Below are 22,934 nucleotides of genomic sequence, written 5' to 3'. Positions count from 1 at the left end.
TCGTTATTTATTTTTCCATACGGAATGTGCAATTTTTAACATTAACCGGATTTTGTTCCACTGTTGCTTTTCGGTAAGTTTGTTTCCCTCTTCGGTAGAAGCAAAGCCACACTGGGGACTCAGACAAAGCCGTTCCAGGGGAACATACTGGCTGGCTTCCGCAATGCGGTTTTTCACTTTCTGTTTATCCTCAAGGGCAGCATTTTTGGTTGTAATCAATCCCAAGACTACAGTTTGGTTCTGTATGAAGCGTAAGGGTTCAAAACCTCCCGAACGCTCGTCGTCGAATTCGAGAAAAAAAGCATCCACCGGGAGGTCGAATAAGGTTTCGGCAACCGGCTCATACCCCCCCCACGATGCCCAGGCAGAATGATAATTACCCCGGCAAACGTGCATTGTAATGGTCATTCCTTCCGGTCTTGAGTTCAAAGCCATCTCGTTTATCCGGGCAAAAAGGAGGGCCATTTCTTCCGCATTCACCTGTGGATTGCAGCGGAATTTTTCATCACAAAGCATACCCCATGTGCAATCGTCGAATTGGAGATAACGACATCCTGCTGCAGCGAAACCACTGATCACCTGGCGATAGGCCTGTGCTATATCTTCTAATAATCCGTCTATCCGGCCATATACTTTCAGGGTTTCATCCATATTTCCCTCGCGGATCAACTCGGCCAAAAGTTGTGCCGGAGAAGGAATCGTTTGCTTGGGTATCGCCTGGCCAGCCAGTTTCTGGATGAAACGGAAATGAGCGATCATGGGATGATTGTATCCTGTAATTTTCCCGGTCACTTTTACAGATTCCGGTCGGGTTTCCAGATTGTGAAATACATATCCCTGCCCAACTGCCTTTTTCTCTATGCCTCCTAATCCCCAAAAGAAGTCGAGGTGCCACCACGAACGGCGAAATTCCCCATCTGTAATAACCTGTAAGCCGACAACTTTTTGTTCGGCTATTAATTTTTCAATTTCTTCATCCTCGATTTGTTGGAGTGCGGCAGGAGATAATAAGCCTGATTCGAAGTCTTTTCTTGCTTTTTTCAGTCGTTCCGGTCGCAAGAAACTACCGACAATATCCGCCCTAAACGGAAGTTTTACCTGTTCCATTGATTTTAACAGAATTAAGGTAACTCACAGATAAGATAGATTGCATGTAAATGACCACTGCCCTGTACACACCAAGTACAGTTTACCAGTTCATTTATTCTGTCACCTTTCACCCGAAAGCTACGAATTAAACAAAAGTACTCAGGCAGGTCTTCTGACTTGTTCCGATTGTACGCCTTCCCACCGGACATACCGGCAGTGGCTTCCGAATGTACAACCTTTGAATAGAACTTACAGCTACGGGGATAGTCCCTGATTTTCACAGGAGTTCCCATTTTAATCCTGAATCAGTGATGACCGATTCTGAAACCTGATACCGACACAAATATAACGGAATTTATCGAATAAAAAAAAAGTTGGTTATTGTTTTGAAAAATTCAAAAGAAAATTAAAAACACCGGCAGGATGCGTCGGACGGATCCTTCAAATAAAAACAGGCCAGAAGGAAATACGAACACTCTGCCGCCTCCCACATACACCCGCATTTATCCCCGGTGTTTTAACAGTACAGTAATATATATGTGCAGGTGTCCGGCTCTGAATCCGCGAAAGCACAGACGATTGCTTGTATGGCAGGTCTTCTGACTTGCTCCAATCCAGACGCCTTCCCGTCGGAGGTATAAACGACAGTGGCAGAAGCATTGTCCGGACGTTGTAAAGAAGCTCACAGCAGCGGGGCCTGTCCGGGATTTACACCCGGTTCCCTTTTATTTCCTATACCGGATGGACATAGGAAAGCCAATACGCTTCAAAAATAGAGAATAAAATTTATTTTACAAATTTTAAGACAACTTATTTTGAAAACACCGGTAGAAATTTCAGCCCACCGATGCTTATAAACGATTCCTAAAGCGTATAAATAAAAGGCTGGAATCGATCGAAAGATAAGACCATAAAGCAACAAAATCACGCAGACACATTTCAGGTTGCCGACGCAACCACTGGAACGGAAAAACCAAACTATGGTGCAGGTTTTAAGCTTATGTCGATTGGCACATCGGTAAATAAACCACTGACTAACATCAGATATTCGGGAAATTTCACCCCATCACTCCATACCAGTGGAATATGAAGTAATTCTTCAGCCGTACGGCCGAGATCGAAACCGAAAGATTCCAGGGAATGACGGATCAGATGAGGATGACGGCAAGGCTGACCGGTGATACGGGTACACGTATCGTCAGGGCAAAGGTGACAAGTCCCTGCGTAACAAGCCAGACTACCCGGATATTCCGTTTCAAGCCACCGCAACCAAGAATCTAGTTGAAGGCGCACTTCTGTCAACAGGCCGATAACGACCTCTTTCTCTGTTCCCGCAGGAATAGTTGGTACAGAGGATGGATCAGGCACGATCTGAGTGCCTGTTATGCAGATATATTTGTACTTGCCAATCCTTGCAGATATATCGAAATCGTATGGTGGACAAGCCCAGCAACGATCATAACGATTACATCTGCGGCAAAATACAATGAATTTATCTTCATCCCGGTATTTCCGGATATACTCCCCGGCCGGCATAAAAACAGTATGATGTGAAATAGCATAATCCATATCACAAAAGTAATTAATTCCTGGCTGAAAACCGATGGTTCCTGCGGGTACTTTTTTATAGCCGAACAGAGGAATAAAACAGCGACTTCTGAATAGTTACCGGTAAGTAATCGTTGACAAGGCGTTCAAAAACAAAACGTTACTATAATTGGCTTTAGCGTGAAAATGAATTCAACAACATACTCAGATTGCTGATAAACAGCCGTACGGACATTGCCAGCAGGATAATGCCGAAAAATTTACGCAGGACGTAGACACCACTTTTCCCTAAAATGCGTTCCACCAGATAAGCATTGCGGAGTACCAGATAAACCAGAAGCATATTGAGTGAAATGGCCAGGATCAGGTTGGAGAGATTACATTCTGCCCGCAGAGAAAGCGTCGTTGTCAATGTCCCTGCCCCGGCAATCAGAGGAAAGACAACAGGCACAATAGTTACACTCCCGGCAGGTCCATCGTTACGGAAAATTTCTACACTGAAAATCATTTCTACAGCAAGCACCAGCAATACCAATGCTCCGGCTATGGCGAAAGAAGAAATGTCGACATTGAAAAGTTGCAACAGGGCATCCCCTGCAAAAAGGAAAGTAATCATGACTGCATAAGAGATCAGAGCAGCTTTCCCTGCCTGCACCTGTTTTCCTGTTGCATTGAGATTGATGATAATAGGCGTAGAACCTGTGATATCGATCACAGCAAACAACACCATAAAAGCGGTGAATATCTCCTTTATACTCAAATGCAAATCCATCTATATAAACTTTACGAACTATATTTTGGGGTTTGCAGGCCGCAGGTTATCCTTATAAATCATGAAACCACTCCGAAATATTTTTTAACAACTGCGGGCACTGCAAACCCGGCCACAATCCCTATTTTCAATCCGCCCAGATCTCTTCATCCGAAGGCACATGGATACGTGCCGACAGCGGAGCAATCCGGGTGATATTTAATAAATGTTTATAAGTAAAATTCTCCGAAATCGAATTATTTCCCCAGCTTCCGCATCCCAACGTATTGGTTACAGGCAGACCGTTCTGAATAGACCCACCGGCAGTGGTTGCACAAGGAGCGTTCACAATCAGACGGGAAACGGACAATTCGGTGCCGGCCTTAATCACATTGGCCTGATCGTTGGAATGAATTCCGGCTGTATGACCGTTACCTTCCATGTTCAGGTTAGTCTTGGCGATCCGTAAGGCTTCTTCAAAATTGTCATATCCGAGGCACCCCATTACCGGAAACATTTTTTCTTTGCAGATACGATCGGCATGTCCGGCTCCGGTTGCTTCAGCTACAATGACACGGATACCTTCAGGCAGATCGATACCGGCAGCACCGGCAATCTTCTTCACCGACTGCCCAACCAAAGCCCGGTTTATTTTTCCTTCCGGGAAGAGTACATTCAGCAAACGCTCTTTCTCTCCGGCAGTAACAAAATAAGCCCCATGTGCAGTAAAGGCCTTGAACACAGCTTCGCGATCGGTTACCGGATAAGTGAAAAATTGTTCTCCGGAACAGATAATACCATTATCAAAAGCACGTCCGGTAATCACCTTTTCAGCTGCTGCCTCCAGATCGATATTACGATCAAGGATCACCTGTACATTACCGGCACCAACACCGAAAGAGGGTTTTCCGGAAGAGTAAGCGGATTTCACCATCGGCATCCCTCCTGTGGCAACAACGACATCGCAGGCTTCCATCAATTCTTTGGTCTTATCGATAGAAGGTTCGTCGATCACCTGGATCAGATCGGCAGGAACCCCGAACGGAGCCACAACGTCCTTGATCAGATTTACAGCCAGAGCCGAGCATCTTTTTGACTGTGGATGCGGAGCTATAATAATGGCATTTTTGGTTTTGAGGGCAAAAATAATCTTCGACATCGGTGTCACAATCGGATTGGTCATCGGCGTGATCCCGGCTACCACACCGATCGGTTTGGCAATTTCGATCAATCCGGTTTTTTCATCCATATCGATGATACCCATGGATTTTTTACCCCTCAGGTTATAATAAACCCCTTTCGATTTATTGCGGTTTTTAGCTACTTTGTGCTCATACACCCCCATGCCGGTTTCGTCTACAGCCAACCGGGCCAATTCTTCGGCATGATCATAAATGACACGGGCAGCTTCGCGGATAACCCGGTCGACCTGATCCTGGTCAAAATGATGTTCGTAAATCTCCTGAGCCTTGCGGGCTTTCACCACCATTTCCTTTATTTCCATAACTTTTTCAGTTTATAATTATAACACAAACTTTAATTGCCGGACAGCTTTCTGTCTTTGTTTCTGCCTGATCAGTCTCAAAGCTCCCGACAAAAAATCCTCCGGATTTTTCTCAACGAAATCCAGGATTTCCTAAACGATTACAATGTAATTCTCAACTTAAAAAATTGATTTAATACAGCACCTTATAAATCTCCCGGATCTCCTCCTCCGACAGCGAGACATAATTATTGGCCAAAAGACGTTGCTGAGTCTGCAACACACTGCTGGTAAAACCCTGAATTTCTTCCGGTTTCATTCCATACACCCGGAGTTTATTCTTCGGAATCAATTTACCCAAAAGCTCATCGAGTACCGGATAGGGATTTTCGTTCACACCCAATTGTACACACAACAAGTCGTTCAGCCGGGCAATATCGCCTGAAGGATTTTTGGCATTATAAAGTTTGAATACTTCGGTGAAAAACTGATAATTCGATTCGCCATGAGGTACATGATAACTACCACCCAACGGATAGGATAAAGCATGTACAGCCCCCACCCCTGTATTTCCAAAAGCTATTCCGGCATAATTACTTGCCATCAGCATATCCCCCAGTCTTTCGAAACGATATTCGGGTCCGTTCGCTGCAATCCCCTGAAACACATCGATGATTATTTCGATGGCAGCCCGGCAATACAAACGGGTATAAGGATTGGATTTGGGCGAAACATACGACTCGGTGGCATGTACCAACGCATCGATCGCACTACAGGCATAAAACTTAAAAGGCAGCCCTTTGAGCAACTCCGGAACCAGCACAGCATCGTCGGCCACAATGGCATCGTCGGCCAATCCCATTTTAGTATGTTTGGAGGTAATTTCAGCTATGGATATATTGGTCACCTCGCTTCCGGTTCCACAGGTGGTAGGCAAAATGACCAATTGTTTTTCTTTGACGATCGGAATTTTACGTTCGAAAGCTTCCGTAACGTCTTCCACCCCTTTCAATACAAACAATTTGGAAATATCGATCACCGTTCCGCCACCGACCGCAATCACCCGGTCGAAACCGACTCCTTTCACTTCTTTCAGGATAGTGTTCATCATTTTATCCGATGGTTCTCCTAAACCGAACTTCTCCTGCATAATGAAATGACAAGGGAGATTCAGGGATTTCATAAAAGGATCATAAAGGAATTCATTGGTAATCACCAAATCGTGCTCCGAGAGCTTGAATTCACGGGCAAAATCGGCAAAATGATCGAATTTGCTCAAACGGGTTTTTAATTTAAATAATTGCATAATACATGATTATAAAACGATGGACGGCCCCGCGACCATAAATCGCCGGGAGTTATCCGCCACCAGTTAATCCTTAAAACGTTTCTGATATTCTTCTTCCAGCATAGGGCGGAAATCGGGATGTGCCACAGCAATCAATGCCCGAGCCCGTTGTTTCAGCGTTTTACCTTTCAACCGGGCGATGCCGTACTCAGTCACCACATAATCGACATCATTGCGTGAAGTAGTAACAGCTGCACCCTGCGCCAAGAAAGGTACAATCCGGGAAGCCTTACCTTTAGCTGCAGTCGAAGGCATAGCCATGATCGATTTACCACCGGCAGACCAGGCTGCCCCCCGGACATAGTCTACCTGTCCTCCGGTTCCGCTGAATTGTTTCAGTCCGATTGTCTCGGAAGCCACCTGCCCCATCAGGTCAACCTCGATGCAGGAATTGATGGAAACCATCTTTTCATTTTGTGCAATGACACGAGGATCGTTGACATAATCTACGGGACGCATTTCTACGCAGGCGTTTTTATCGACGAAATCGTACAAGCGGCGCGTCCCCATCAGGAAAGTGGCAACCAATTTCCCCGGATGCAAGGTCTTTTTACTGCCATTGACCACTCCTGATTCCACCAAATCGATCACTCCGTCGGAAAACATTTCGGTATGGATACCCAGGTCTTTTTTATCTCCCATAAACAGGAGCACGGCATCCGGAATCGCTCCGATCCCCAACTGTAAGGTGGAACCATCCTCGATCAAAGAAGCACAATTACGCCCGATAGCTTTTTCGACATCCGTAATTTTAGGCAGCGGAATTTCGGGCAATGCCAGGTTAGTCGGAATAATATAATCCAACCGGGAGATATGAATTTTGTTGTCTCCCTCGACATAGGGCATATTTTCATTCATCTCTGCGATCACCAGTCGCGCCTTTTCTGCTGCCGCTTTAGTATAATCACAAGAGAGTCCGAAACTGCAATTTCCTTCACTATCGGGATAAGACACTTGGATTACCGCCACATCCACAGGATATACCTCATCAAACAGCTGTGGTATTTCATAAAAAAATACAGGAAGAAAATCGGCCCGGTCGTCAGCGACAGCCTGGCGCGAATTTCCCCCGACAAAATTAGTGATGTGGCGGAAATGTCCTTCCGTCCCGGGTGTCAGGTATGAGCCATCGTTCAGCGTAAGCATGTGGTAAATACCGACATCATGCAAGCGTTCTTTTTGTGCGATCATTTCCGCCGGCACAACCTGCGGACAACCGGCAGCATGTCCGAACACAAGACGGTCTCCGTCTTCTATGGCACGGACAGCTTCCTCCACTGTCGCAAACCTGTTTTTATATATTTCTTTCCATTCCATAATCCTCGTTTTGATCACCTTTTTCGGTTTAATAATTTCCGGGCAAAAGCGAGTAAGCCCTCATCTGTTTCGTTGATCAGATACACACGGCCGAGTTTATCTCCAAGCTCACGACGCAAACCTTTCTCTACCACTTGTTCCACCGTAATTTGTGCCGCAGGACAGGCTCCACAGGCTCCGGAAAACACAATTCCGACATCCCGGCCCCGGATTTCCCTGACACTCAAATCCCCGCCATGTTCCAGTAAATGAGGACGGACCCGGTAAAGTACGATCTCCCGGACCCGTTCCTCAAAACTACTACTACTTTCTATCTTTGCTTTCATCCACCTTAGCAATCACTTTAGCCAGTTCTTTCTTCGCAGCCAGATTTCCCTGACGGGAGATCATAATACGCTGTGCCTGAGGTGAACCTGCTCCATGCATAGATTCTGTCCGATATCCAACAGCTGCCGTACCCAAGGTAATATTTTCGATCAGGCGCAGGATACGCATCCGGTTTTCGGTAGAAGTCCCGGTTGCTCCCTGCAAATATTTCTCTACATAAGGACCGATCTTTTCGCTGCGTAAATCCTGCTCGGATGGCATGGTCACCATTAACCCACCGGCAATATCTTCTGCAAGACGGGCAATCTCATAAGGCATACGGGTAATATTCTGTTTGCAGACATTGGCCAACAACAGATTGATCTGATAGTTACCGGCAGGCATCTTTTCACCCTCTGCCGAACAGGCAATACCACAAGCATAAAGCGTCTCGTTCAGATGTATCATTTCGATCAGCTTATCCTTGATGTGGTTGGCTTTGGGCACGCCATTGTAATCGGCGGCAAGGGCAGCTGCACCGATCAATACATCCCCGACTCCGACTTTACACCCTCCGTAAGACTGACGGTGATATCCGGCGAAACGCTCTACCATCATTCCGGCAAATTCATATTCCCGACACATAAACACCCGTTCATTGGGAACAAACACGTTATCGAAAACAACCAGTGCTTCGTGCCCACCATACTGTGCATTTCCGAGGTCCATATCGGCATTTTCCTCCATTTTACGGGTATCACAGGACTGACGGCCGTACACCATAAATACGCCTTCGGCATCTGAGGGGACAGCAAACGAAATGGCATAATCTTTATCCTCTTCTTTCATGGCCACAGTAGGCATGATCAGGTGTTCGTGCGAATTGACAGCCCCGGTCTGATGAGCTTTTGCTCCCCGTACGACAATACCATCCTCCCGCACTTCCACGACATGCATATACATATCCGGATCTTCCTGTCTGGAGGGCGACAAACTACGGTCACCTTTCGGATCGGTCATCGCTCCGTCAACCGTAAGGTCGTTTTCCTGTACAAACTTCATATATTCAGTGAACCGCTTGTGATATTCTGTCCCAAGCTTCTGGTCCATCTCATAGGTGGTAGAGAAAATGGCATTGAAAGCATCCATTCCCACACAACGCTGGAAACAGGCTGCCGTCTTTTGTCCCATCAAACGTTGCATTTTCACTTTATTCACCAAATCTTCCGTGCTTTGGTGGAGATGGCAAAAACGGTTGATCCGCTTGCCGATCAGCGGTGAATAAACAGTCATCAGATCCTGATATTCCGGTTTTTCAGCCAATTCATAAGTTTTGGCTACAGAATTCATAGAAGGACGAATCATCGGGTGGTCGACAGGATTTTCGATCAGCTCACCCATAAAATAAACCTTCAGATTCAATCTGCGGAGGCTTTCAATGTACTCAGCTCTGGTCATCATAATTAGTGGCGTTTTATTGATTAACAATACAATATTTAAAGAATTATTTCTCTAATCAAAAGACACAAAGGACAACTATCGTATGCTATATAACATACGTCTTTCCCTTTACGGAAACGATAGCGCCAGCCTTTTTAAAAAATAAAAAAGCATCCTTTACACATCCTCCCTAAACGAGGTTATGCCTTCGTGTTTTCCAGGACACACCCGTATCCCTTTTCCCAAAATAATTGTGAAAAACAACGCACATACCCTTTGTCCTTATTCCCCAGAACAACTGGCAATTATAGGTCAGGCAGGTCTTCTGACTTGTTCCGGATTTTGCGGCCTTCCCTTCTCCCGGAGGAAAAAGTGACCATAAGAATGCAAAACCCTTTTTAAAGAACATACAGCTGAGGGTACAGTACCGGATTCTCACCGGATTCCCTATTCAACTCATTCCTCCGTGTGAGGATGAGTCACCATGACGACGCAAATGTACCTAAATAAATTTATATTCCTACTTTTTTTCTTTAATTTTTAAATAAAATGAGAAAAATAATTGCAGCAATGAAACAAACCTCTCCTAAAAAATCATAAAATAACACCTCCTTCACCCGAACTTCCTTCTCCTCTCTCAACGTCCGATGAAGTAAAAAATCGATTAAAAACAACGGAATGCATAAAAATAATCGACGATCATCCGGACAACAAAGACCCGCCTCTTATAAAAACAAGAAGTTACAAATTTTTACTCACTGATAATCAACAACAAAATAAAGGAAAAGGGAAAGATTTTATTAAAATTTCAACGGATAAAAGATTTTTTATACTTTTGTCCCATTGAAGTTCTTTACAAGATGTGAATCAGATCGCTCAGGTGCCTCATTACGATGGGGAGAATAGGGAACCGTGTGAAAATCACGGACTGTCGCGCAACTGTAATCACCATAAAAGTTCGGCCAATCATGTCCACTGTCAGCATAAGACGGGAAGGACGGCTAAAACGGTGAAAGTCAGGATACCTGCCTCAGCGAATTGACAATGCTTTCGCGGAATAAAGCCAGAGTCAGCCCTTATCAGACCGACACCCGTCCGGGTAAATATACCCCTGCGTATTCTTTATTTTGTGAAAGCTAAGTTTAAGCCATGCTCAACGGTAACAATCGATGATTAACGAGTAATTATCAATCGGCTACACTTACGAATCTTAAAAGAGATTGCCAGAATAATAAAGCAATTAATAGATGTAAACTGACTTAGCATGAGAAAATCGTTTGAAAAATTCCTGGCGAGACAGGAAGCCTTAGCCCGGCAATACGGCGAAGCATATGAAGAAAAACAACACAACCGCGGCAAACTGACAGCCCGGGAACGAATAGAATTTCTTTTTGATGAAGGCACCTTCGAGGAAGTCGATGCTTATTCTCCATCGGCCACCACCTCTTTCGGTAAAACAGTACGTTCCTATGGAGACGGAGTTATTACCGGATTTGGAAATATAAACGGCAGACAGGTATTTGCCTATTCCCAGGACTTCAATGTTCAGGGAGGATCATTGGGTTCTGTACACGCTGCCAAAATTATAAAAGTACAGGATATGGCCCTGAAAACAGGTTCTCCTGTTGTAGGCCTGATCGATTCGGGAGGAGCGCGCATACAGGAAGGAGTGGCCAGTCTGGCCGGATATGCCGGTATTTTCCGCCGTAATGTACTGGCCTCCGGGGTCATTCCCCAAATATCGGTGATCATGGGTCCGGCAGCAGGCGGCGCCGTTTATTCCCCGGCACTCACCGACTTTATCTTTATGACTGCCGCAACCAGTTATATGTTTGTTACAGGCCCCAATGTCGTTAAACAAGTGTTGAATGAGACCATCTCTCCCGAAGAATTGGGAGGGGCTTCAGTACATGCTGTCAAATCAGGAGTCGCTGATTTTGTTTTCAACGATGACGAGAACACTCTGCGGGGAGTGAAAATGCTGCTTTCCTATCTTCCTTCCAACAATATCGAGAATGCTCCCTATCTGGCCACCGACGATCCGGCGGACCGTATAGAAGAAAGTCTCAGAGATCTTGTTCCCGAAGATCCCGACAAACCTTATGACGTCCGGAATATCATCCGGCTGATCACCGATAAAGGTAAATTTCTGGAAATAGCTGAAAACTATGCCCCCAATATCATTATCGGCTTGGCCCGGTTCGGAGGCTATGTAACCGGAATCGTCGCCAACCAACCTCAGGTGATGGCCGGTACTTTGGATATGAACTCTTCTGTCAAGGCTGCCCGTTTCATCAATTTCTGTGATAGTTTCAATATTCCCATCCTTACTCTTGAAGACGTTCCCGGATTCCTGCCGGGAGCTGATCAGGAACATGCCGGGATTATCCGCCATGGAGCAAAATTATTGTATGCTTACACCCGGGCTACTGTACCCAAAATCACCGTCGTACTGCGAAAATCTTACGGAGGAGCCTATATCGTTATGAACAGCAAAGGGATCGGTGGCGACTACAACTTTGCCTGGCCGACAGCAGAAATCGCTGTCATGGGACCCGAAGGGGCAATCGCCATTCTCTACCACAAAGAACTGGCCGCTGCCGAAGATCCCGTTGCTTTGAAAAAAGAATTACTGGCACAATACCGGGAGGAGGTTGCCAATCCTTATATCGCCAACGAAAAAGGATTTATCGATGAAGTCATCGACCCGTCCGTCACCCGACTGAAAATCATCCGGGTACTTAAATCTTTAGAAAAGAAATCAGTCAGTCTACCCCGCCGGAAACATGGAAATATACCGCTTTAAAAAGATAAAAGCGAAAGAAAAGGGGGACAAAATAAAAAGATAATGAAATAGATATGATAAAATCAGTTTTAATAGCTAACCGAGGCGAAATAGCCATCCGAATTGCCCGTACAGCCCGGCGCATGGGCATCAAAACTTATGTCGTCCGAACAGCCAAAGAACCCGAAGCTGTATATTTATCAGCTGCTGATGCCGTGATCAATTTCCCGGAAACCGATGGGAATATACCGGAATTTCTGGATATCGACAGATTGGTTGGACTAGCCCGGGAATATAAGATCGACTCATTACATCCAGGTTATGGATACCTGTCTGAAAACGCGGAATTAGCCGAACGCTGCCGGGATAATGGAATCGTCTTTATCGGCCCTTCACCCGAAGTCATCCGACTTATGGGCGATAAAGTTGCAGCAAAAGGAATTGCCGCACAGAGCGGAGTCCCCATGCTTGGAGCCAGCCAAGGAGCCGTACATACCCTCGATGAAGCCCGGAAAATTGCCAAACGACTAGGCTATCCGGTCATTATCAAAGCAGTATCGGGCGGAGGAGGACGAGGAATGCGTATTGTCCATCATCAGGATGAACTCGAACAACTTTACAAAATAGCAACCGCAGAAGCACAGGTAGCCTTTAACGATCCTTCGGTATTTATCGAAAAATACCTCGAAAACCCGAAGCACATCGAATTTCAGATTGTAGCCGACAATTATGGAAATGTCGTGCATCTGGGCGAACGGGAATGCTCCATACAGCGTAAACATCAGAAGTTGATGGAAGAAGCCCCGTCACCCGCTCTCGACGAACGCCTCCGGAAAAAAATGGCAGCAGCAGCAGTCTCCCTGGCAAAACAGGCAGGCTATCAAAGTCTGGGAACAGTGGAATTCCTGCTCGACCATCAGAAGCATTTCTATTTCATGGAGATGAACACCCGTATTCAGGTGGAACACCCGGTTACAGAAGAAATCACCGGAATCGATCTGGTGGAATTACAATTCAATATCGCTGCGGGCCGGAAATTACCGTTGCGTCAATCTCAGATTCACCTCAACGGCTGGTCTATCGAATGCCGGATCAACGCAGAGGACGTACAAGCCGGATTTTCTCCCAGTATCGGTGTTATCCGTCAACTTCGTTTACCACAAGGCAATCACATCCGCATTGAAACCGGTATTGCCCCCGGTTCAGAAATTACCCCTTTTTTCGATTCTATGGTAGCCAAACTGATCGTCACCGGAGACACCCGCGAACAAGCCATCGAACGGACTCTTTCGGCACTCGAACGTTTCCATGTGAAAGGGATCCGTACCACAATCCCTTTCTGCAAAGCAGTATTACACAACGAAACTTACCGTAACGGTGATTTCGACACCTCCTTCATTGAAACCCGCCTCCATTCGACGGTCTGGCGCGAACCGCACGAAGAATTGCTCGCAGCTCTATTCGCCGTGTATACCTACACACACGAAAATACTCCTGAAATCGGTCCCGACACACAAATCGACCCCTGGGTATTGAACAAACGAATCAGAAATCTATAAGTACCAAATATGAATAATAAAGAAATCAGTAAATACATCGCTCTCAGCGACAGACAAACGGAATTCGAATTTACAGTAAAGAATAATTATGATTTCAGTTTGAAACGGCAAAATATACGCCTCGACCTGATAGAGGAAGCAGACGGATTTTTGGTCTTATCTTATAAAGGACTGCGTTATCCAGTAGAAATTGTTTCACGGAAACAAAATGAATACGAAATATTGCTCAACGGTGTCGCATATACTTTCTCTGTTGAAACTCCGTTCTCTCTGAAACGGAAAAAAATACTGGCCAGTCGTCAAAGCGACTTGGCGACAATAATCATCAAATCTCCCATGCCTGGCAAAATACTGGACGTCCAAGTAGATAACGGTCAGGAAATCAACAAAGGCGACACTCTCTTGATACTTGAAGCCATGAAGATGCAAAACATCATTACCGCCACCCACAGAGGCCGAATCAGTCGTTTATGTGTCAAAACCGGCCAAATCGTTGGTAAAGACGAAATTTTAGCAGAAATCAAACTCTAAACGCAGCCATGCAGGAACACAGCAAAAAAATACAGGAATTATCGAATTTTCTGCTGGATTACGCCACCACACTGATGGCAGTCGGCAGCCATACTTCACGTATTGTAAAAAACGTGACCCGCATCGCCGAGTCTTTTGGCTTTGGAGTGGATATGACCATTTTTCAGCGCAACATCACCATGACCGTCAAACATTCCGAAGACTACTCCATCCGACGAACTTACGTCCGACGGATTCCAGCAATGGCTTTAAACTTCCGTACAATATCAGACCTGAGTGCCCTGAGCTGGGAAGCTTATGACCACCATCCGGGACTTCACGAGCTGCAGCTCCGGTTCAATACCATTGTCAACACCCCACGTATGTCACGCTGGATGGTCCTGTTGCTGGTTGCCTGTGCCAATGCTGCATTTTGCCGTTTGTTCGGAGGAGATCCGATCGCCATGGGATTGGTATGGATTGCCACCCTGGCCGGCTTTTTTATCCGTCAGGAACTCACCAAACTTCAGTTGAACCATATGGTCATCTTTATTATTTGTTCCTTTATCGCTTCCCTGACTGCCGCACTCGGAGTATTCTGCAATTTAGGGACCACCCAAGATATCGCACTAGGTACCAGCGTCCTGTTTCTGATTCCCGGAGTACCGCTGATCAATTCCATCCTGGATATACTCGAAGGTCACGTCCTTGTCGGTTTATCCAGAACAATCAATGCCACGATATTAATTATTTGTATCGCTCTCGGCTTATCCATGACTTTATTAATTTTAGGAAAAGATATATTATGAACAACGAATTCTGGTTACCTGTCCTCACCGACGGATTATTTGCCGCTATTGCCGCCATCGGATTTGCCGTTATCTCCAATCCCCCCAAACGTGCTATTTCAGTTGTAGCCTTACTGGGAGCTTTCGGCCATGCCTGTCGTTTCTACCTATTACATTACACCCCGTTGAATCTGACCATATCTTCACTCTTTGCAGCTTTCGGAATCGGGATGCTAAGTATGTTAGCCGCCCGCCTCGTCCGGTGTCCGGCGGAAGTATTTTCTTTTCCGGCTCTACTTCCCATGATCCCAGGTATGTATGCCTATAAAACTGTACTTGCCCTCATCCGCTTTATGAAAAGCGACGATGTATCCCAGTCACAACAACTGATTGTCGAAATCTTCCGCAATGGCCTGACTACTTTATTTGTTATGTTTGCACTCGTCATCGGTGTTTCACTCGCCATGTTCATCTTCTATAAACAATCGTTCACTATGACCCGGCTGCTACCCCCTCATCACAAAAAACAAGCCTAAAAACCGATTGGGCAAATATCACAAACATAGAAATAAATATCCTAAAATCTTTATCCGTATTAACTACAACAGACAACAGTCCCGGGAAAGATTTTTATAGAAACAACGAATCAATTAGTGCGAGAAAGATTATCTTATTTCCCCCGCAAATAGCTCACGACCCCACCCTCACAGACTATTCCTTTTTCCGGAGGGCACATGCAGCACATAAGCCTTTAATCACATAATTGGCACCGGTTTGGATAAAACCGGGAGGTAATTGTACCGAGGGAATATGTATACTTTTCACACAAAAAGTTTTATGGCAACATTCGCAGCAGAAATGCATATGCTGATCTTCGACCGCGCATTGACAACTATCGTCGCATACTGCATATTTTAACGTACCGCTTCCATCGTCCACCCCATGAATCAGATGGTGGGACAGGAATAAGGTCAGAGTTCGGAAAATCGTGGATTTATCGACAGTATCGAGTTGAGCCTCCAGATCGGAGACCGACATCGCCTGTTTCATCTCTAACAAAGTGCGGAGCACCAACACCCGGATGGCCGTCGGCCGGATATCCCGGAGAACTAGTTTATGTAAGCAAAAATCTTCCTCTATCATCATTCGAATTTTTTACTGAGGATACGTACGGAATTCAATACAGCCAACAAAGCCACACCGACATCGGCAAAGACAGCCGCCCACAAAGTGACGAATCCACAAGCACCGGCAATCAGAATCAGTGACTTCACCCCGATAGCACCGGCAATATTCTGCTTTACAATCCGTCGGGTCGCTCGTCCGATCGAAATCGCCGTAGCCACTTTGGAAGGTTGGTCGGTCTGAATAACCACATCGGCACTTTCAATAGCAGCATCCGCCCCCAATCCTCCCATAGCGATACCGACATCACTCAAAGCCAATACCGGAGCATCGTTCATACCATCTCCGACAAAAGCGGCAGAAACACCGGCCTCTGCATTCAATTTTTCCAGGTAAGCCGCTTTATCTTCCGGCAGTAAACCACCTCGTGCATGCCGAATCCCCAAGGTCTTAGCAAAGATAGCGACTATTTCTTTTTTATCGCCGGATAATAACTGAATATTATCGATATGCAACTGTTTCAGCCGCCCGATAGCTTCGACAGCATCTGCTTTCAGCGTATCCGAAAGCAATAAATGACCGGCATATTTTCCCGCGATAGCACACACAACAACCGTAGCGACACGCTCGGAAATCCCTGCCGGAACGGTTATTCCCCGATCGGTCAACAAGCGAATATTACCGACCAAAACATTTTTTCCCTCTATCACACCTTCTAATCCATAACCGGGATATTCTTGTAAATGCGTGACACCGATTCTCCCGGCTCCCTCTTGCAGGGCATAACGGGTAACCGCCTGTGCTACAGGGTGAGTACTTTTTTCCTCTAAGGTCAACAGGATACTTAACAACCTTTGCGATGAAACGGTATCCGCCTCCATCGAAAACACTTGGAAATGGCCTGTAGTCAAAGTACCGGTTTTATCGAATACGACAGTATTGACGTGAGTAATAGCATCCAGATAATTACCGCCTTTAAACAATATCCCCTTCCGGGAAGCCGCTCCAATTCCACCGAAATAGCCCAAAGGGACACTGATCACCAAGGCACAGGGACAGGAAATCACCAAAAATACCAGTCCCCGGTATGCCCAATCTTTGAAAAAATAATCGAATCCGGGATGGAAAGCTGCCACCAAAGCAGGCAACAACATAATCGATAAGGCCAACAAAAATACCACAGGAGTATAAATACGGGCAAAGCGACGGATAAAAAGTTCTGCCGGGGCTTTTCGTTCAGAAGCATCCTGAACCAAAGCCAGTATCCGGGCTAAAGCACTTTGTTCGTATGGCTTAGTCACTTTCAATCTTATCGCCTGACCAGAGACGATCATTCCTGCCAATACCTCTTCACCACGATTTATAGTCCGGGGCAGACTCTCTCCAGTCAAGGCAGAGGTATCGAAAAGAGCATATTCTTCCTGTAACAATCCATCGAGCGGAATCCGTTCTCCGGGTTTTACCATGATCATCTCTCCAACCTCAACCTCACCGGGGAAAACCGACTGTTCTTTCCCTTGCCGTAAAACCAAAGCTTTTTCAGGACGGACATCCAATAAACGCCTGATATTCCTTCTGGCCCGGTCGACTGCACGATGTTGTACTCTCTCTCCCACCGAATAAAAAAGCATCACCGCTACCCCTTCCGGATATTCACCGATACAAAAAGCCCCTATCGTTGCCAACAACATCAGGGAAAATTCATTGAATATATCCTTCTGTCGTATACTTTTCCAAACTTCAACCATCACAGGAAATCCGACCGGAAGAAAGGCCAGTAAAAACCATAGCACTTCAACTCCCGGAATCATCCAGAAAGGGAGTTGCAGATAACGCAGTATAACTCCGCCAACGAGAAGTAAAAACGAAAGGATCAAAAATCCGGTTCCTTGCTGATCATGAGTATGCCCACAATCTCCGGCATGAGTATGTGTATGCGCACAACGCTGACAAGTAGCTTCCATATTCTTTTATCATTTGTTCGATACAAAAATAAGGGAAGATTCCTGCAACCAGGTTGCAAAAGTGATCCATACTGTTCCTGGTGAAAAAACTTATCAGTGTTAAAAATAATCGTTGTAATCTCTAAAAAGGGGCAGCATACATACGGGCACCGCTTCCTCCATTGACCGGATGATCCGTAAAATTATCGGGCATCGCATGAATAACGAAAGCCTTCCCTTTGACAGCCTTGAAAGGTATCCGGGTCGAAATCACGGTTTGATCGACTGTTCCCTCTTTCCCGACTTGTAACATTTCCAGATCTCCCCGATGTCCATCCCCATGAGGACCTGCATGTTTATGCGTATTATCCGGATCCCAGTGTCCACCTAGTCCTCCACCTATTACCGTATTCCCTTTGTCATCGGTGGTATTACTCATCGTATTTTTTTCATGCATATGAAAACCATATTGTCCCGGCTTCAAGCCGGAGGCAACGACATGAATCGCTATTCCTTTCCCTTGTTCTTTCACTTCGATCGAACCTACAATTTTACCTTTCCCATTTTCCGACAGCTCATAAATCGGCTTCTCGATACATTTTTGTTCAATTGTCTGAGACATACATAATACCGACAAAACCAAAAGAAAAAACAATACTAACCTCATTTCTCGTCCATTTAAAATTCTGTAATAGGATTATACGCGGCTTCACCGGATAAAGTTTCAAGTCGCCCGTTTCAAGATCGATATCCATTGATTTTGCTATTGCATAGTTTTTTTGTAATTTAGCCCCTTGAAAACTAATAAAAAAGCTATGTTTCCACAAGACGAATTCAAAAAATACGCTATAAAGCACAAAGGGATCAGTAGTCTGAACCTTCATCGGTTTCAAACAGCTACGAACAGTTATATCACTCCGAATATCATAGAAGAACGCCAACTGAATATTGCAACCATGGACGTTTTTTCCCGTTTGATGATGGATCGGATTATTTTCTTAGGAGTACCCATCGACGACGATGTGGCAAATATCATTATGGCCCAGTTGTTGTTTTTGGAAACTGCCGATCCGGGGCGTGATATCCAGCTTTATTTCAACAGCCCGGGAGGTTCTATCTATGCCGGTTTGGGGATTTACGACACGATGCAATATATCAATTGTGATGTAGCGACTATTTGTACCGGTTTGGCAGCTTCGATGGCAGCGGTACTGATGACTGCCGGAACCAAGGGAAAACGTTCGGCTCTAACCCATTCCCGGATTATGATCCACCAACCGATGAGTGGCGTACAAGGCCAGGCTGCGGATATCGAGATCACTTCCAGAGAAGTACAGAAACTGAAAAAAGAATTGTATACCATCATCTCCGAACATTCCGGTCAACCCTACAAAAAAGTAGAAAAAGATTCCGACCGGGACTACTGGATGACAGCAGCAGAAGCTAAAGAATACGGTATGATCGATTCAATATTAACCAGAGCTAAAAAATAAAATTGAAAATTGCAGGTCGATGAGCTCTTATCGACCCAAAAGTAATAAAAGATGCAGGATAAATGTTCATTTTGCGGACGTAACCGGAACGAAGTTAATTTGTTGATAGCGGGGACGGACGGTTTTATTTGTGATGAGTGTGCTTCACAAGCCTATGATATCGTCCAGGAAGAGATGAAAAGTAAATCGACACTCAACCTGGAACATATCGAAGTAAAAAAGCCCATAGAGATCAAAGCTTTTCTGGACCAATATGTCATTGGCCAGGATGAAGCGAAAAAACACCTGGCAGTTGCCGTTTACAATCATTATAAAAGGCTTTTGCATAAAGCCGGTAACGACGAAGTGGAAATCGAGAAATCCAATATCGTTATGGTAGGTCGTACAGGTACCGGCAAAACCCTATTGGCCCGAACAATTGCCAAAATGCTACATGTGCCTTTTACCATCGTAGACGCGACCGTACTGACAGAAGCCGGTTATGTCGGGGAAGATATCGAATCTATCCTGACCCGTTTGCTGCAAGCAGCCGACTACGATGTCGAGGCAGCAGAAAAAGGGATTGTATTCATCGACGAACTGGATAAAATCGCCCGGAAAGGGGATAATCCCTCGATCACCCGCGACGTGAGCGGCGAAGGAGTACAGCAGGGACTATTGAAATTACTGGAAGGCTCTATCGTCAACGTTCCTCCACAAGGTGGACGTAAACATCCGGATCAAAAAATGATCCCTGTCAATACTAAAAATATCCTCTTTATCTGCGGAGGAGCTTTCGATGGTATTGAAAAGAAAATCGCAGCCCGTATGAATACGATGGTCGTCGGCTTTAATGCGAGCCAAAATACAGAAAAAATCGACCGGGAGAATTTCCTTCAATATATCGCCCCACAGGATTTGAAATCTTTCGGGTTGATTCCGGAGATCATCGGCCGTCTCCCCGTATTGACTTACCTGGAACCGTTGGACCGGGCAGCGTTACGTAATATTCTGACAGAACCTAAAAATGCTATTATCCGGCAATATATCAAACTGTTCGAATTGGATGGGATTACACTCAAATTCGACGAAGATGTCTATGAATATATCGTCGATAAAGCTATCGAATTCCGCCTTGGCGCCCGTGGCTTACGCTCGATTTGCGAAGCAATTATGACCGACCTGATGTTTGAAGTACCTTCACAAGGAAAGAAAAATATTACGATTACCAAAGCTTATGCCGAAGAAAAGATGAATCGCGTGAATGCCCAGAAATTGAGGGCATAAAATAAAAATTATTTTGAAAATATCCGATTGTGCACCTGACACCTGAGGATATTTTCAAAATAATTATGTTTTAAAAACCTGAATTACTCAACAAACTATAAGGGATTTTTGCCAGCCCCTCGCCCAATTGATTGATTCCTTTTTCCAGTTTTCCTTTCAGCATCATTTTCATCACCATATTCAACTCTCCCTGGAAAGTAATCTTCATCCGGGTATCGTAAGGTCCATTCTCCAACAATTGAATCCATAAATTAAATTCAAAAGGTGTAGCTCCATCCCCTCCTAATTTTATTAATTTGGGTTCTTCTTTCTCCACGATCTTTACAGCCAACTCCCCCATACCTTTTAAGGTTATGTAGCAAGCATCTTCTGTAAAACGGGTAGATTCGATCTTTTCCGAGATTTTATCCATCTCCAATCCGTTAGTCATCCCCATTTGTTTGGCCATCTCTACCAAACGACCGATCCGGCTGAAATCGGAAAGTAATGCATAAACATCCCGAATAGGACTCTCTATTTTTAAGATCTCACTTGTAATTTTTGTTGTCGACATAATTTAATGAGTTAAAAGAGTTGATGAGTTATTGAGTTGATGAGTTGATGAGTTATTGAGTTGATGAGTTGATGAGTTATTGAGTTGATGAGTTGATGAGTTGATGAGTTATTGAGTTACTGAGTTACTGAGTTATTGAGTTAATAAATTATAAGTCTAGCATTAAAAATAATTTCCTTCCCCAACACGATGAATCGACAACCCCTTAATCTATTCCCCTCTTCCACTTTAGCTACTCAGCAACTCTTTTTAACTCAGTAACTCTTTTAACTCAGCAACTCAATAACTCTTTTAACTCAGCAACTCAATAACTCTTTTAACTCAGCAACTCAATAACTCTTTTAACTCATTTATAAGTCTCAGGACTCAATCGCCATTCTTTCAATTTTTCCACCTGATCAGCCTGTACATATCCCACTTTCACAGCCAGATCGATCATAGCATTGTAATTACTTAAAGTGGTCAGTTCACAGGATGCATTTTTAAAGTTATCCTCAGCCTTTTGGAAGCCATAGGTAAAAATGGCAACCATGCCCAGCACTTCACATTCGGCATTCCGCAAAGCTTCGACAGCCTGTAAACTAGAACCACCGGTTGAAATAAGGTCTTCGATAACTACGACCTTTTGCCCTGCTTTATACTCACCTTCGATCAGATTTTCCAAACCATGACTCTTAGCTGAAGATCGCACATAAATAAAGGGTAATCCCAATTCCTGAGCAACTAACACCCCCTGTGCAATAGCTCCGGTAGCAACCCCGGCAATCACCTCTGCCTGCGGATATTTCTCCCGGATCAATGCTGCAAATTGTTCTTTGATATATGAACGAACTTCAGGATAAGACAACGTCTTCCGATTATCACAATAGATCGGGGATTTCCATCCGGAAGCCCAGGTAAACGGATGAGTAGGTTCCAATTTAATTGCTTTAATATCCAATAAATAGGATGCCACTTTTTCTGCAACTGTATTCATTTTTATCTATTTTTGTATTGTTAAATACTAGAATTTTTGCAAATGTATAAAGTATTTTTTAAAGAGAGCTGTTTTTTATTGACCGATAATCAGAATTTACTAAAAGAAGGGGATATCCGTTGGGTGCACCGGGATTTTATGACCACGAAAAATTTCATTTACCAAACTCTGGAAAAAGGCATCCCTTTCAAAGCCGTACTTTATGATGAAGATCCGGAGGATTTGTTTACTATTTTCAAGTCTTGTTTCACCTATGTCAAAGCCGGAGGAGGAGCAGTCATACAAAATTCCGATATATTGGTCATCAAACGATTAGGAATGATCGACCTACCCAAAGGCCATCTGGAATATGGAGAAACGATGGAACAATGTGCCGTCCGGGAAGTAGAAGAAGAATGCGGGTTAAAACAAGTAAGTATTCTGTCTCCTTTAGACACCACCCTCCATATTTATTACCGGAATGAAAGTTGGTTCCTGAAAAAAACATATTGGTATCGGATGTCTGCCCCTTCAGGTCAATCTTTTATTCCTCAGACCGAAGAGGATATCGAAGAAGTGCTCTGGTATCCGATACACAATCTCTCCCAGCTATCGAACCAGACCTATCCTTCACTCCGGGAAGTATTCCATAAACTCCAAACCGAAGCCTAGGAG

21 protein-coding genes and 4 riboswitches are annotated in these 22,934 nt (G+C 44.8%); of the genes, 8 read left to right on the top strand and 13 right to left on the bottom strand.

Annotated features, from left to right (window positions below; genetic code table 11):
* Positions 1 to 3: 3 nt before the first annotated feature.
* The 8 genes from AC5RDS_RS10365 to AC5RDS_RS10330 form a co-directional block, all read right to left on the bottom strand.
* Positions 4 to 1,107: a 5-methyltetrahydropteroyltriglutamate--homocysteine S-methyltransferase gene (locus tag AC5RDS_RS10365; protein ID WP_013612254.1), complete on the bottom strand. Its 1,104-nt coding sequence runs from the start codon at positions 1,105 to 1,107 to the stop codon at positions 4 to 6.
* 127 nt (positions 1,108 to 1,234) lie between these two features.
* Positions 1,235 to 1,436, bottom strand: a riboswitch (cobalamin riboswitch).
* A 225-nt stretch (positions 1,437 to 1,661) separates the two neighbouring features.
* A riboswitch (cobalamin riboswitch) is annotated at positions 1,662 to 1,864 on the bottom strand.
* 203 nt (positions 1,865 to 2,067) lie between these two features.
* The gene (locus AC5RDS_RS10360) at positions 2,068 to 2,658 is read right to left on the bottom strand and encodes a DUF2284 domain-containing protein (protein ID WP_013612255.1); all 591 of its coding nucleotides are present in this window, start codon (positions 2,656 to 2,658) and stop codon (positions 2,068 to 2,070) included.
* A 154-nt stretch (positions 2,659 to 2,812) separates the two neighbouring features.
* On the bottom strand, positions 2,813 to 3,409 hold the full coding sequence (locus tag AC5RDS_RS10355; protein ID WP_175315288.1) for a MarC family protein: 597 nt from the start codon (positions 3,407 to 3,409) through the stop codon (positions 2,813 to 2,815).
* Positions 3,410 to 3,536: 127 nt separating this feature from the next.
* Entirely contained in the window at positions 3,537 to 4,892 is a 1,356-nt protein-coding gene (locus tag AC5RDS_RS10350) for an aldehyde dehydrogenase family protein (RefSeq protein WP_087394845.1), read from the bottom strand.
* A 172-nt stretch (positions 4,893 to 5,064) separates the two neighbouring features.
* Positions 5,065 to 6,177: a 4-hydroxybutyrate dehydrogenase gene (locus tag AC5RDS_RS10345; RefSeq protein WP_118104517.1), complete on the bottom strand. Its 1,113-nt coding sequence runs from the start codon at positions 6,175 to 6,177 to the stop codon at positions 5,065 to 5,067.
* A 66-nt stretch (positions 6,178 to 6,243) separates the two neighbouring features.
* Positions 6,244 to 7,536, bottom strand: coding sequence for an acetyl-CoA hydrolase/transferase family protein (locus AC5RDS_RS10340; RefSeq protein ID WP_087394843.1), 1,293 nt, complete (start codon positions 7,534 to 7,536; stop codon positions 6,244 to 6,246).
* Between the two features lie 14 nt (positions 7,537 to 7,550).
* Complete coding sequence (locus AC5RDS_RS10335) at positions 7,551 to 7,862, bottom strand: NifU family protein (protein WP_013612260.1); 312 nt, start codon at positions 7,860 to 7,862, stop codon at positions 7,551 to 7,553.
* The gene (locus AC5RDS_RS10330) at positions 7,840 to 9,303 is read right to left on the bottom strand and encodes a 4-hydroxyphenylacetate 3-hydroxylase family protein (RefSeq protein ID WP_013612261.1); all 1,464 of its coding nucleotides are present in this window, start codon (positions 9,301 to 9,303) and stop codon (positions 7,840 to 7,842) included. The genes AC5RDS_RS10335 and AC5RDS_RS10330 overlap by 23 nt, the downstream gene beginning before the upstream one ends.
* A gap of 277 nt (positions 9,304 to 9,580) precedes the next feature.
* Positions 9,581 to 9,784: riboswitch (cobalamin riboswitch) on the bottom strand.
* A gap of 359 nt (positions 9,785 to 10,143) precedes the next feature.
* Positions 10,144 to 10,329: riboswitch (cobalamin riboswitch) on the top strand.
* A gap of 217 nt (positions 10,330 to 10,546) precedes the next feature.
* On the opposite strand from AC5RDS_RS10330, the gene AC5RDS_RS10325 reads away from it, so the two are divergent.
* From AC5RDS_RS10325 to AC5RDS_RS10305, 5 genes are read left to right on the top strand one after another with little or no spacing between them, the layout of a single operon-like run.
* Positions 10,547 to 12,088, top strand: coding sequence for an acyl-CoA carboxylase subunit beta (locus AC5RDS_RS10325; protein ID WP_013612262.1), 1,542 nt, complete (start codon positions 10,547 to 10,549; stop codon positions 12,086 to 12,088).
* Positions 12,089 to 12,141: 53 nt separating this feature from the next.
* The gene (locus AC5RDS_RS10320) at positions 12,142 to 13,626 is read left to right on the top strand and encodes an acetyl-CoA carboxylase biotin carboxylase subunit (RefSeq protein WP_022160230.1); all 1,485 of its coding nucleotides are present in this window, start codon (positions 12,142 to 12,144) and stop codon (positions 13,624 to 13,626) included.
* Positions 13,627 to 13,635: 9 nt separating this feature from the next.
* A complete protein-coding gene (locus AC5RDS_RS10315; RefSeq protein WP_013612264.1) occupies positions 13,636 to 14,157 on the top strand; it encodes an acyl-CoA carboxylase biotin carboxyl carrier protein subunit in 522 nt (173 codons plus the stop codon).
* Positions 14,158 to 14,165: 8 nt separating this feature from the next.
* Complete coding sequence (locus AC5RDS_RS10310) at positions 14,166 to 14,945, top strand: threonine/serine exporter family protein (protein WP_013612265.1); 780 nt, start codon at positions 14,166 to 14,168, stop codon at positions 14,943 to 14,945.
* The gene (locus AC5RDS_RS10305) at positions 14,942 to 15,460 is read left to right on the top strand and encodes a threonine/serine exporter family protein (protein ID WP_013612266.1); all 519 of its coding nucleotides are present in this window, start codon (positions 14,942 to 14,944) and stop codon (positions 15,458 to 15,460) included. Before AC5RDS_RS10310 ends, AC5RDS_RS10305 begins: the two co-directional genes overlap by 4 nt.
* A 175-nt stretch (positions 15,461 to 15,635) precedes the next feature.
* Here AC5RDS_RS10305 and AC5RDS_RS10300 read toward each other — a convergent pair whose 3' ends face one another.
* The 3 genes from AC5RDS_RS10300 to AC5RDS_RS10290 all read right to left on the bottom strand — a co-directional run bounded on the left by AC5RDS_RS10300 (position 15,636) and on the right by AC5RDS_RS10290 (position 18,659).
* The gene (locus tag AC5RDS_RS10300) at positions 15,636 to 16,067 is read right to left on the bottom strand and encodes a Fur family transcriptional regulator (RefSeq protein ID WP_013612267.1); all 432 of its coding nucleotides are present in this window, start codon (positions 16,065 to 16,067) and stop codon (positions 15,636 to 15,638) included.
* On the bottom strand, positions 16,067 to 18,013 hold the full coding sequence (locus tag AC5RDS_RS10295; protein WP_013612268.1) for a heavy metal translocating P-type ATPase: 1,947 nt from the start codon (positions 18,011 to 18,013) through the stop codon (positions 16,067 to 16,069). The genes AC5RDS_RS10300 and AC5RDS_RS10295 overlap by 1 nt, the downstream gene beginning before the upstream one ends.
* A gap of 121 nt (positions 18,014 to 18,134) precedes the next feature.
* Positions 18,135 to 18,659 (bottom strand): superoxide dismutase family protein, encoded by a 525-nt coding sequence (locus AC5RDS_RS10290; RefSeq protein ID WP_013612269.1) that lies wholly within the window; start codon positions 18,657 to 18,659, stop codon positions 18,135 to 18,137.
* A 148-nt stretch (positions 18,660 to 18,807) separates the two neighbouring features.
* Here AC5RDS_RS10290 and clpP point away from each other — a divergent pair, with 148 nt between their 5' ends.
* Together clpP and clpX are read left to right on the top strand one after the other, a co-directional pair.
* On the top strand, positions 18,808 to 19,485 hold the full coding sequence (gene clpP, locus AC5RDS_RS10285; RefSeq protein ID WP_013612270.1) for an ATP-dependent Clp endopeptidase proteolytic subunit ClpP: 678 nt from the start codon (positions 18,808 to 18,810) through the stop codon (positions 19,483 to 19,485).
* Between the two features lie 51 nt (positions 19,486 to 19,536).
* Positions 19,537 to 20,751, top strand: a complete 1,215-nt coding sequence (clpX, locus tag AC5RDS_RS10280; RefSeq protein WP_013612271.1) for an ATP-dependent Clp protease ATP-binding subunit ClpX — start codon at positions 19,537 to 19,539, stop codon at positions 20,749 to 20,751.
* A 70-nt stretch (positions 20,752 to 20,821) separates the two neighbouring features.
* On the opposite strand, the gene AC5RDS_RS10275 is transcribed toward clpX, so the two are convergent.
* Together AC5RDS_RS10275 and pyrE are read right to left on the bottom strand one after the other, a co-directional pair.
* Entirely contained in the window at positions 20,822 to 21,304 is a 483-nt protein-coding gene (locus tag AC5RDS_RS10275; RefSeq protein WP_013612273.1) for a hypothetical protein, read from the bottom strand.
* A 346-nt stretch (positions 21,305 to 21,650) separates the two neighbouring features.
* Complete coding sequence (gene pyrE / locus AC5RDS_RS10270; protein ID WP_013612274.1) at positions 21,651 to 22,280, bottom strand: orotate phosphoribosyltransferase; 630 nt, start codon at positions 22,278 to 22,280, stop codon at positions 21,651 to 21,653.
* Between the two features lie 42 nt (positions 22,281 to 22,322).
* On the opposite strand from pyrE, the gene AC5RDS_RS10265 reads away from it, so the two are divergent.
* Complete coding sequence (locus AC5RDS_RS10265; protein WP_013612275.1) at positions 22,323 to 22,931, top strand: NUDIX hydrolase; 609 nt, start codon at positions 22,323 to 22,325, stop codon at positions 22,929 to 22,931.
* Positions 22,932 to 22,934 lie beyond the last annotated feature (3 nt).

Source organism: Odoribacter sp., from assembly GCF_985060555.1.
The sequence above is the reverse complement of the archived record's forward strand: the minus strand, read 5'-3'. Positions and strand labels throughout refer to the sequence as shown.

What these genes read in the sequence shown, in the direction of transcription:
- AC5RDS_RS10365 (WP_013612254.1), bottom strand. Translation starts at nt 1,107, where the DNA reads ATGGAACAGGTAAAACTTCCGTTTAGGGCGGATATTGTCGGTAGTTTC.
- AC5RDS_RS10360 (WP_013612255.1), bottom strand. Translation starts at nt 2,658, where the DNA reads ATGGATTATGCTATTTCACATCATACTGTTTTTATGCCGGCCGGGGAG.
- AC5RDS_RS10355 (WP_175315288.1), bottom strand. Translation starts at nt 3,409, where the DNA reads ATGGATTTGCATTTGAGTATAAAGGAGATATTCACCGCTTTTATGGTG.
- AC5RDS_RS10350 (WP_087394845.1), bottom strand. Translation starts at nt 4,892, where the DNA reads ATGGAAATAAAGGAAATGGTGGTGAAAGCCCGCAAGGCTCAGGAGATT.
- AC5RDS_RS10345 (WP_118104517.1), bottom strand. Translation starts at nt 6,177, where the DNA reads ATGCAATTATTTAAATTAAAAACCCGTTTGAGCAAATTCGATCATTTT.
- AC5RDS_RS10340 (WP_087394843.1), bottom strand. Translation starts at nt 7,536, where the DNA reads ATGGAATGGAAAGAAATATATAAAAACAGGTTTGCGACAGTGGAGGAA.
- AC5RDS_RS10335 (WP_013612260.1), bottom strand. Translation starts at nt 7,862, where the DNA reads ATGAAAGCAAAGATAGAAAGTAGTAGTAGTTTTGAGGAACGGGTCCGG.
- AC5RDS_RS10330 (WP_013612261.1), bottom strand. Translation starts at nt 9,303, where the DNA reads ATGATGACCAGAGCTGAGTACATTGAAAGCCTCCGCAGATTGAATCTG.
- AC5RDS_RS10325 (WP_013612262.1), top strand. Translation starts at nt 10,547, where the DNA reads ATGAGAAAATCGTTTGAAAAATTCCTGGCGAGACAGGAAGCCTTAGCC.
- AC5RDS_RS10320 (WP_022160230.1), top strand. Translation starts at nt 12,142, where the DNA reads ATGATAAAATCAGTTTTAATAGCTAACCGAGGCGAAATAGCCATCCGA.
- AC5RDS_RS10315 (WP_013612264.1), top strand. Translation starts at nt 13,636, where the DNA reads ATGAATAATAAAGAAATCAGTAAATACATCGCTCTCAGCGACAGACAA.
- AC5RDS_RS10310 (WP_013612265.1), top strand. Translation starts at nt 14,166, where the DNA reads ATGCAGGAACACAGCAAAAAAATACAGGAATTATCGAATTTTCTGCTG.
- AC5RDS_RS10305 (WP_013612266.1), top strand. Translation starts at nt 14,942, where the DNA reads ATGAACAACGAATTCTGGTTACCTGTCCTCACCGACGGATTATTTGCC.
- AC5RDS_RS10300 (WP_013612267.1), bottom strand. Translation starts at nt 16,067, where the DNA reads ATGATAGAGGAAGATTTTTGCTTACATAAACTAGTTCTCCGGGATATC.
- AC5RDS_RS10295 (WP_013612268.1), bottom strand. Translation starts at nt 18,013, where the DNA reads ATGGAAGCTACTTGTCAGCGTTGTGCGCATACACATACTCATGCCGGA.
- AC5RDS_RS10290 (WP_013612269.1), bottom strand. Translation starts at nt 18,659, where the DNA reads ATGAGGTTAGTATTGTTTTTTCTTTTGGTTTTGTCGGTATTATGTATG.
- clpP (WP_013612270.1), top strand. Translation starts at nt 18,808, where the DNA reads ATGTTTCCACAAGACGAATTCAAAAAATACGCTATAAAGCACAAAGGG.
- clpX (WP_013612271.1), top strand. Translation starts at nt 19,537, where the DNA reads ATGCAGGATAAATGTTCATTTTGCGGACGTAACCGGAACGAAGTTAAT.
- AC5RDS_RS10275 (WP_013612273.1), bottom strand. Translation starts at nt 21,304, where the DNA reads ATGTCGACAACAAAAATTACAAGTGAGATCTTAAAAATAGAGAGTCCT.
- pyrE (WP_013612274.1), bottom strand. Translation starts at nt 22,280, where the DNA reads ATGAATACAGTTGCAGAAAAAGTGGCATCCTATTTATTGGATATTAAA.
- AC5RDS_RS10265 (WP_013612275.1), top strand. Translation starts at nt 22,323, where the DNA reads ATGTATAAAGTATTTTTTAAAGAGAGCTGTTTTTTATTGACCGATAAT.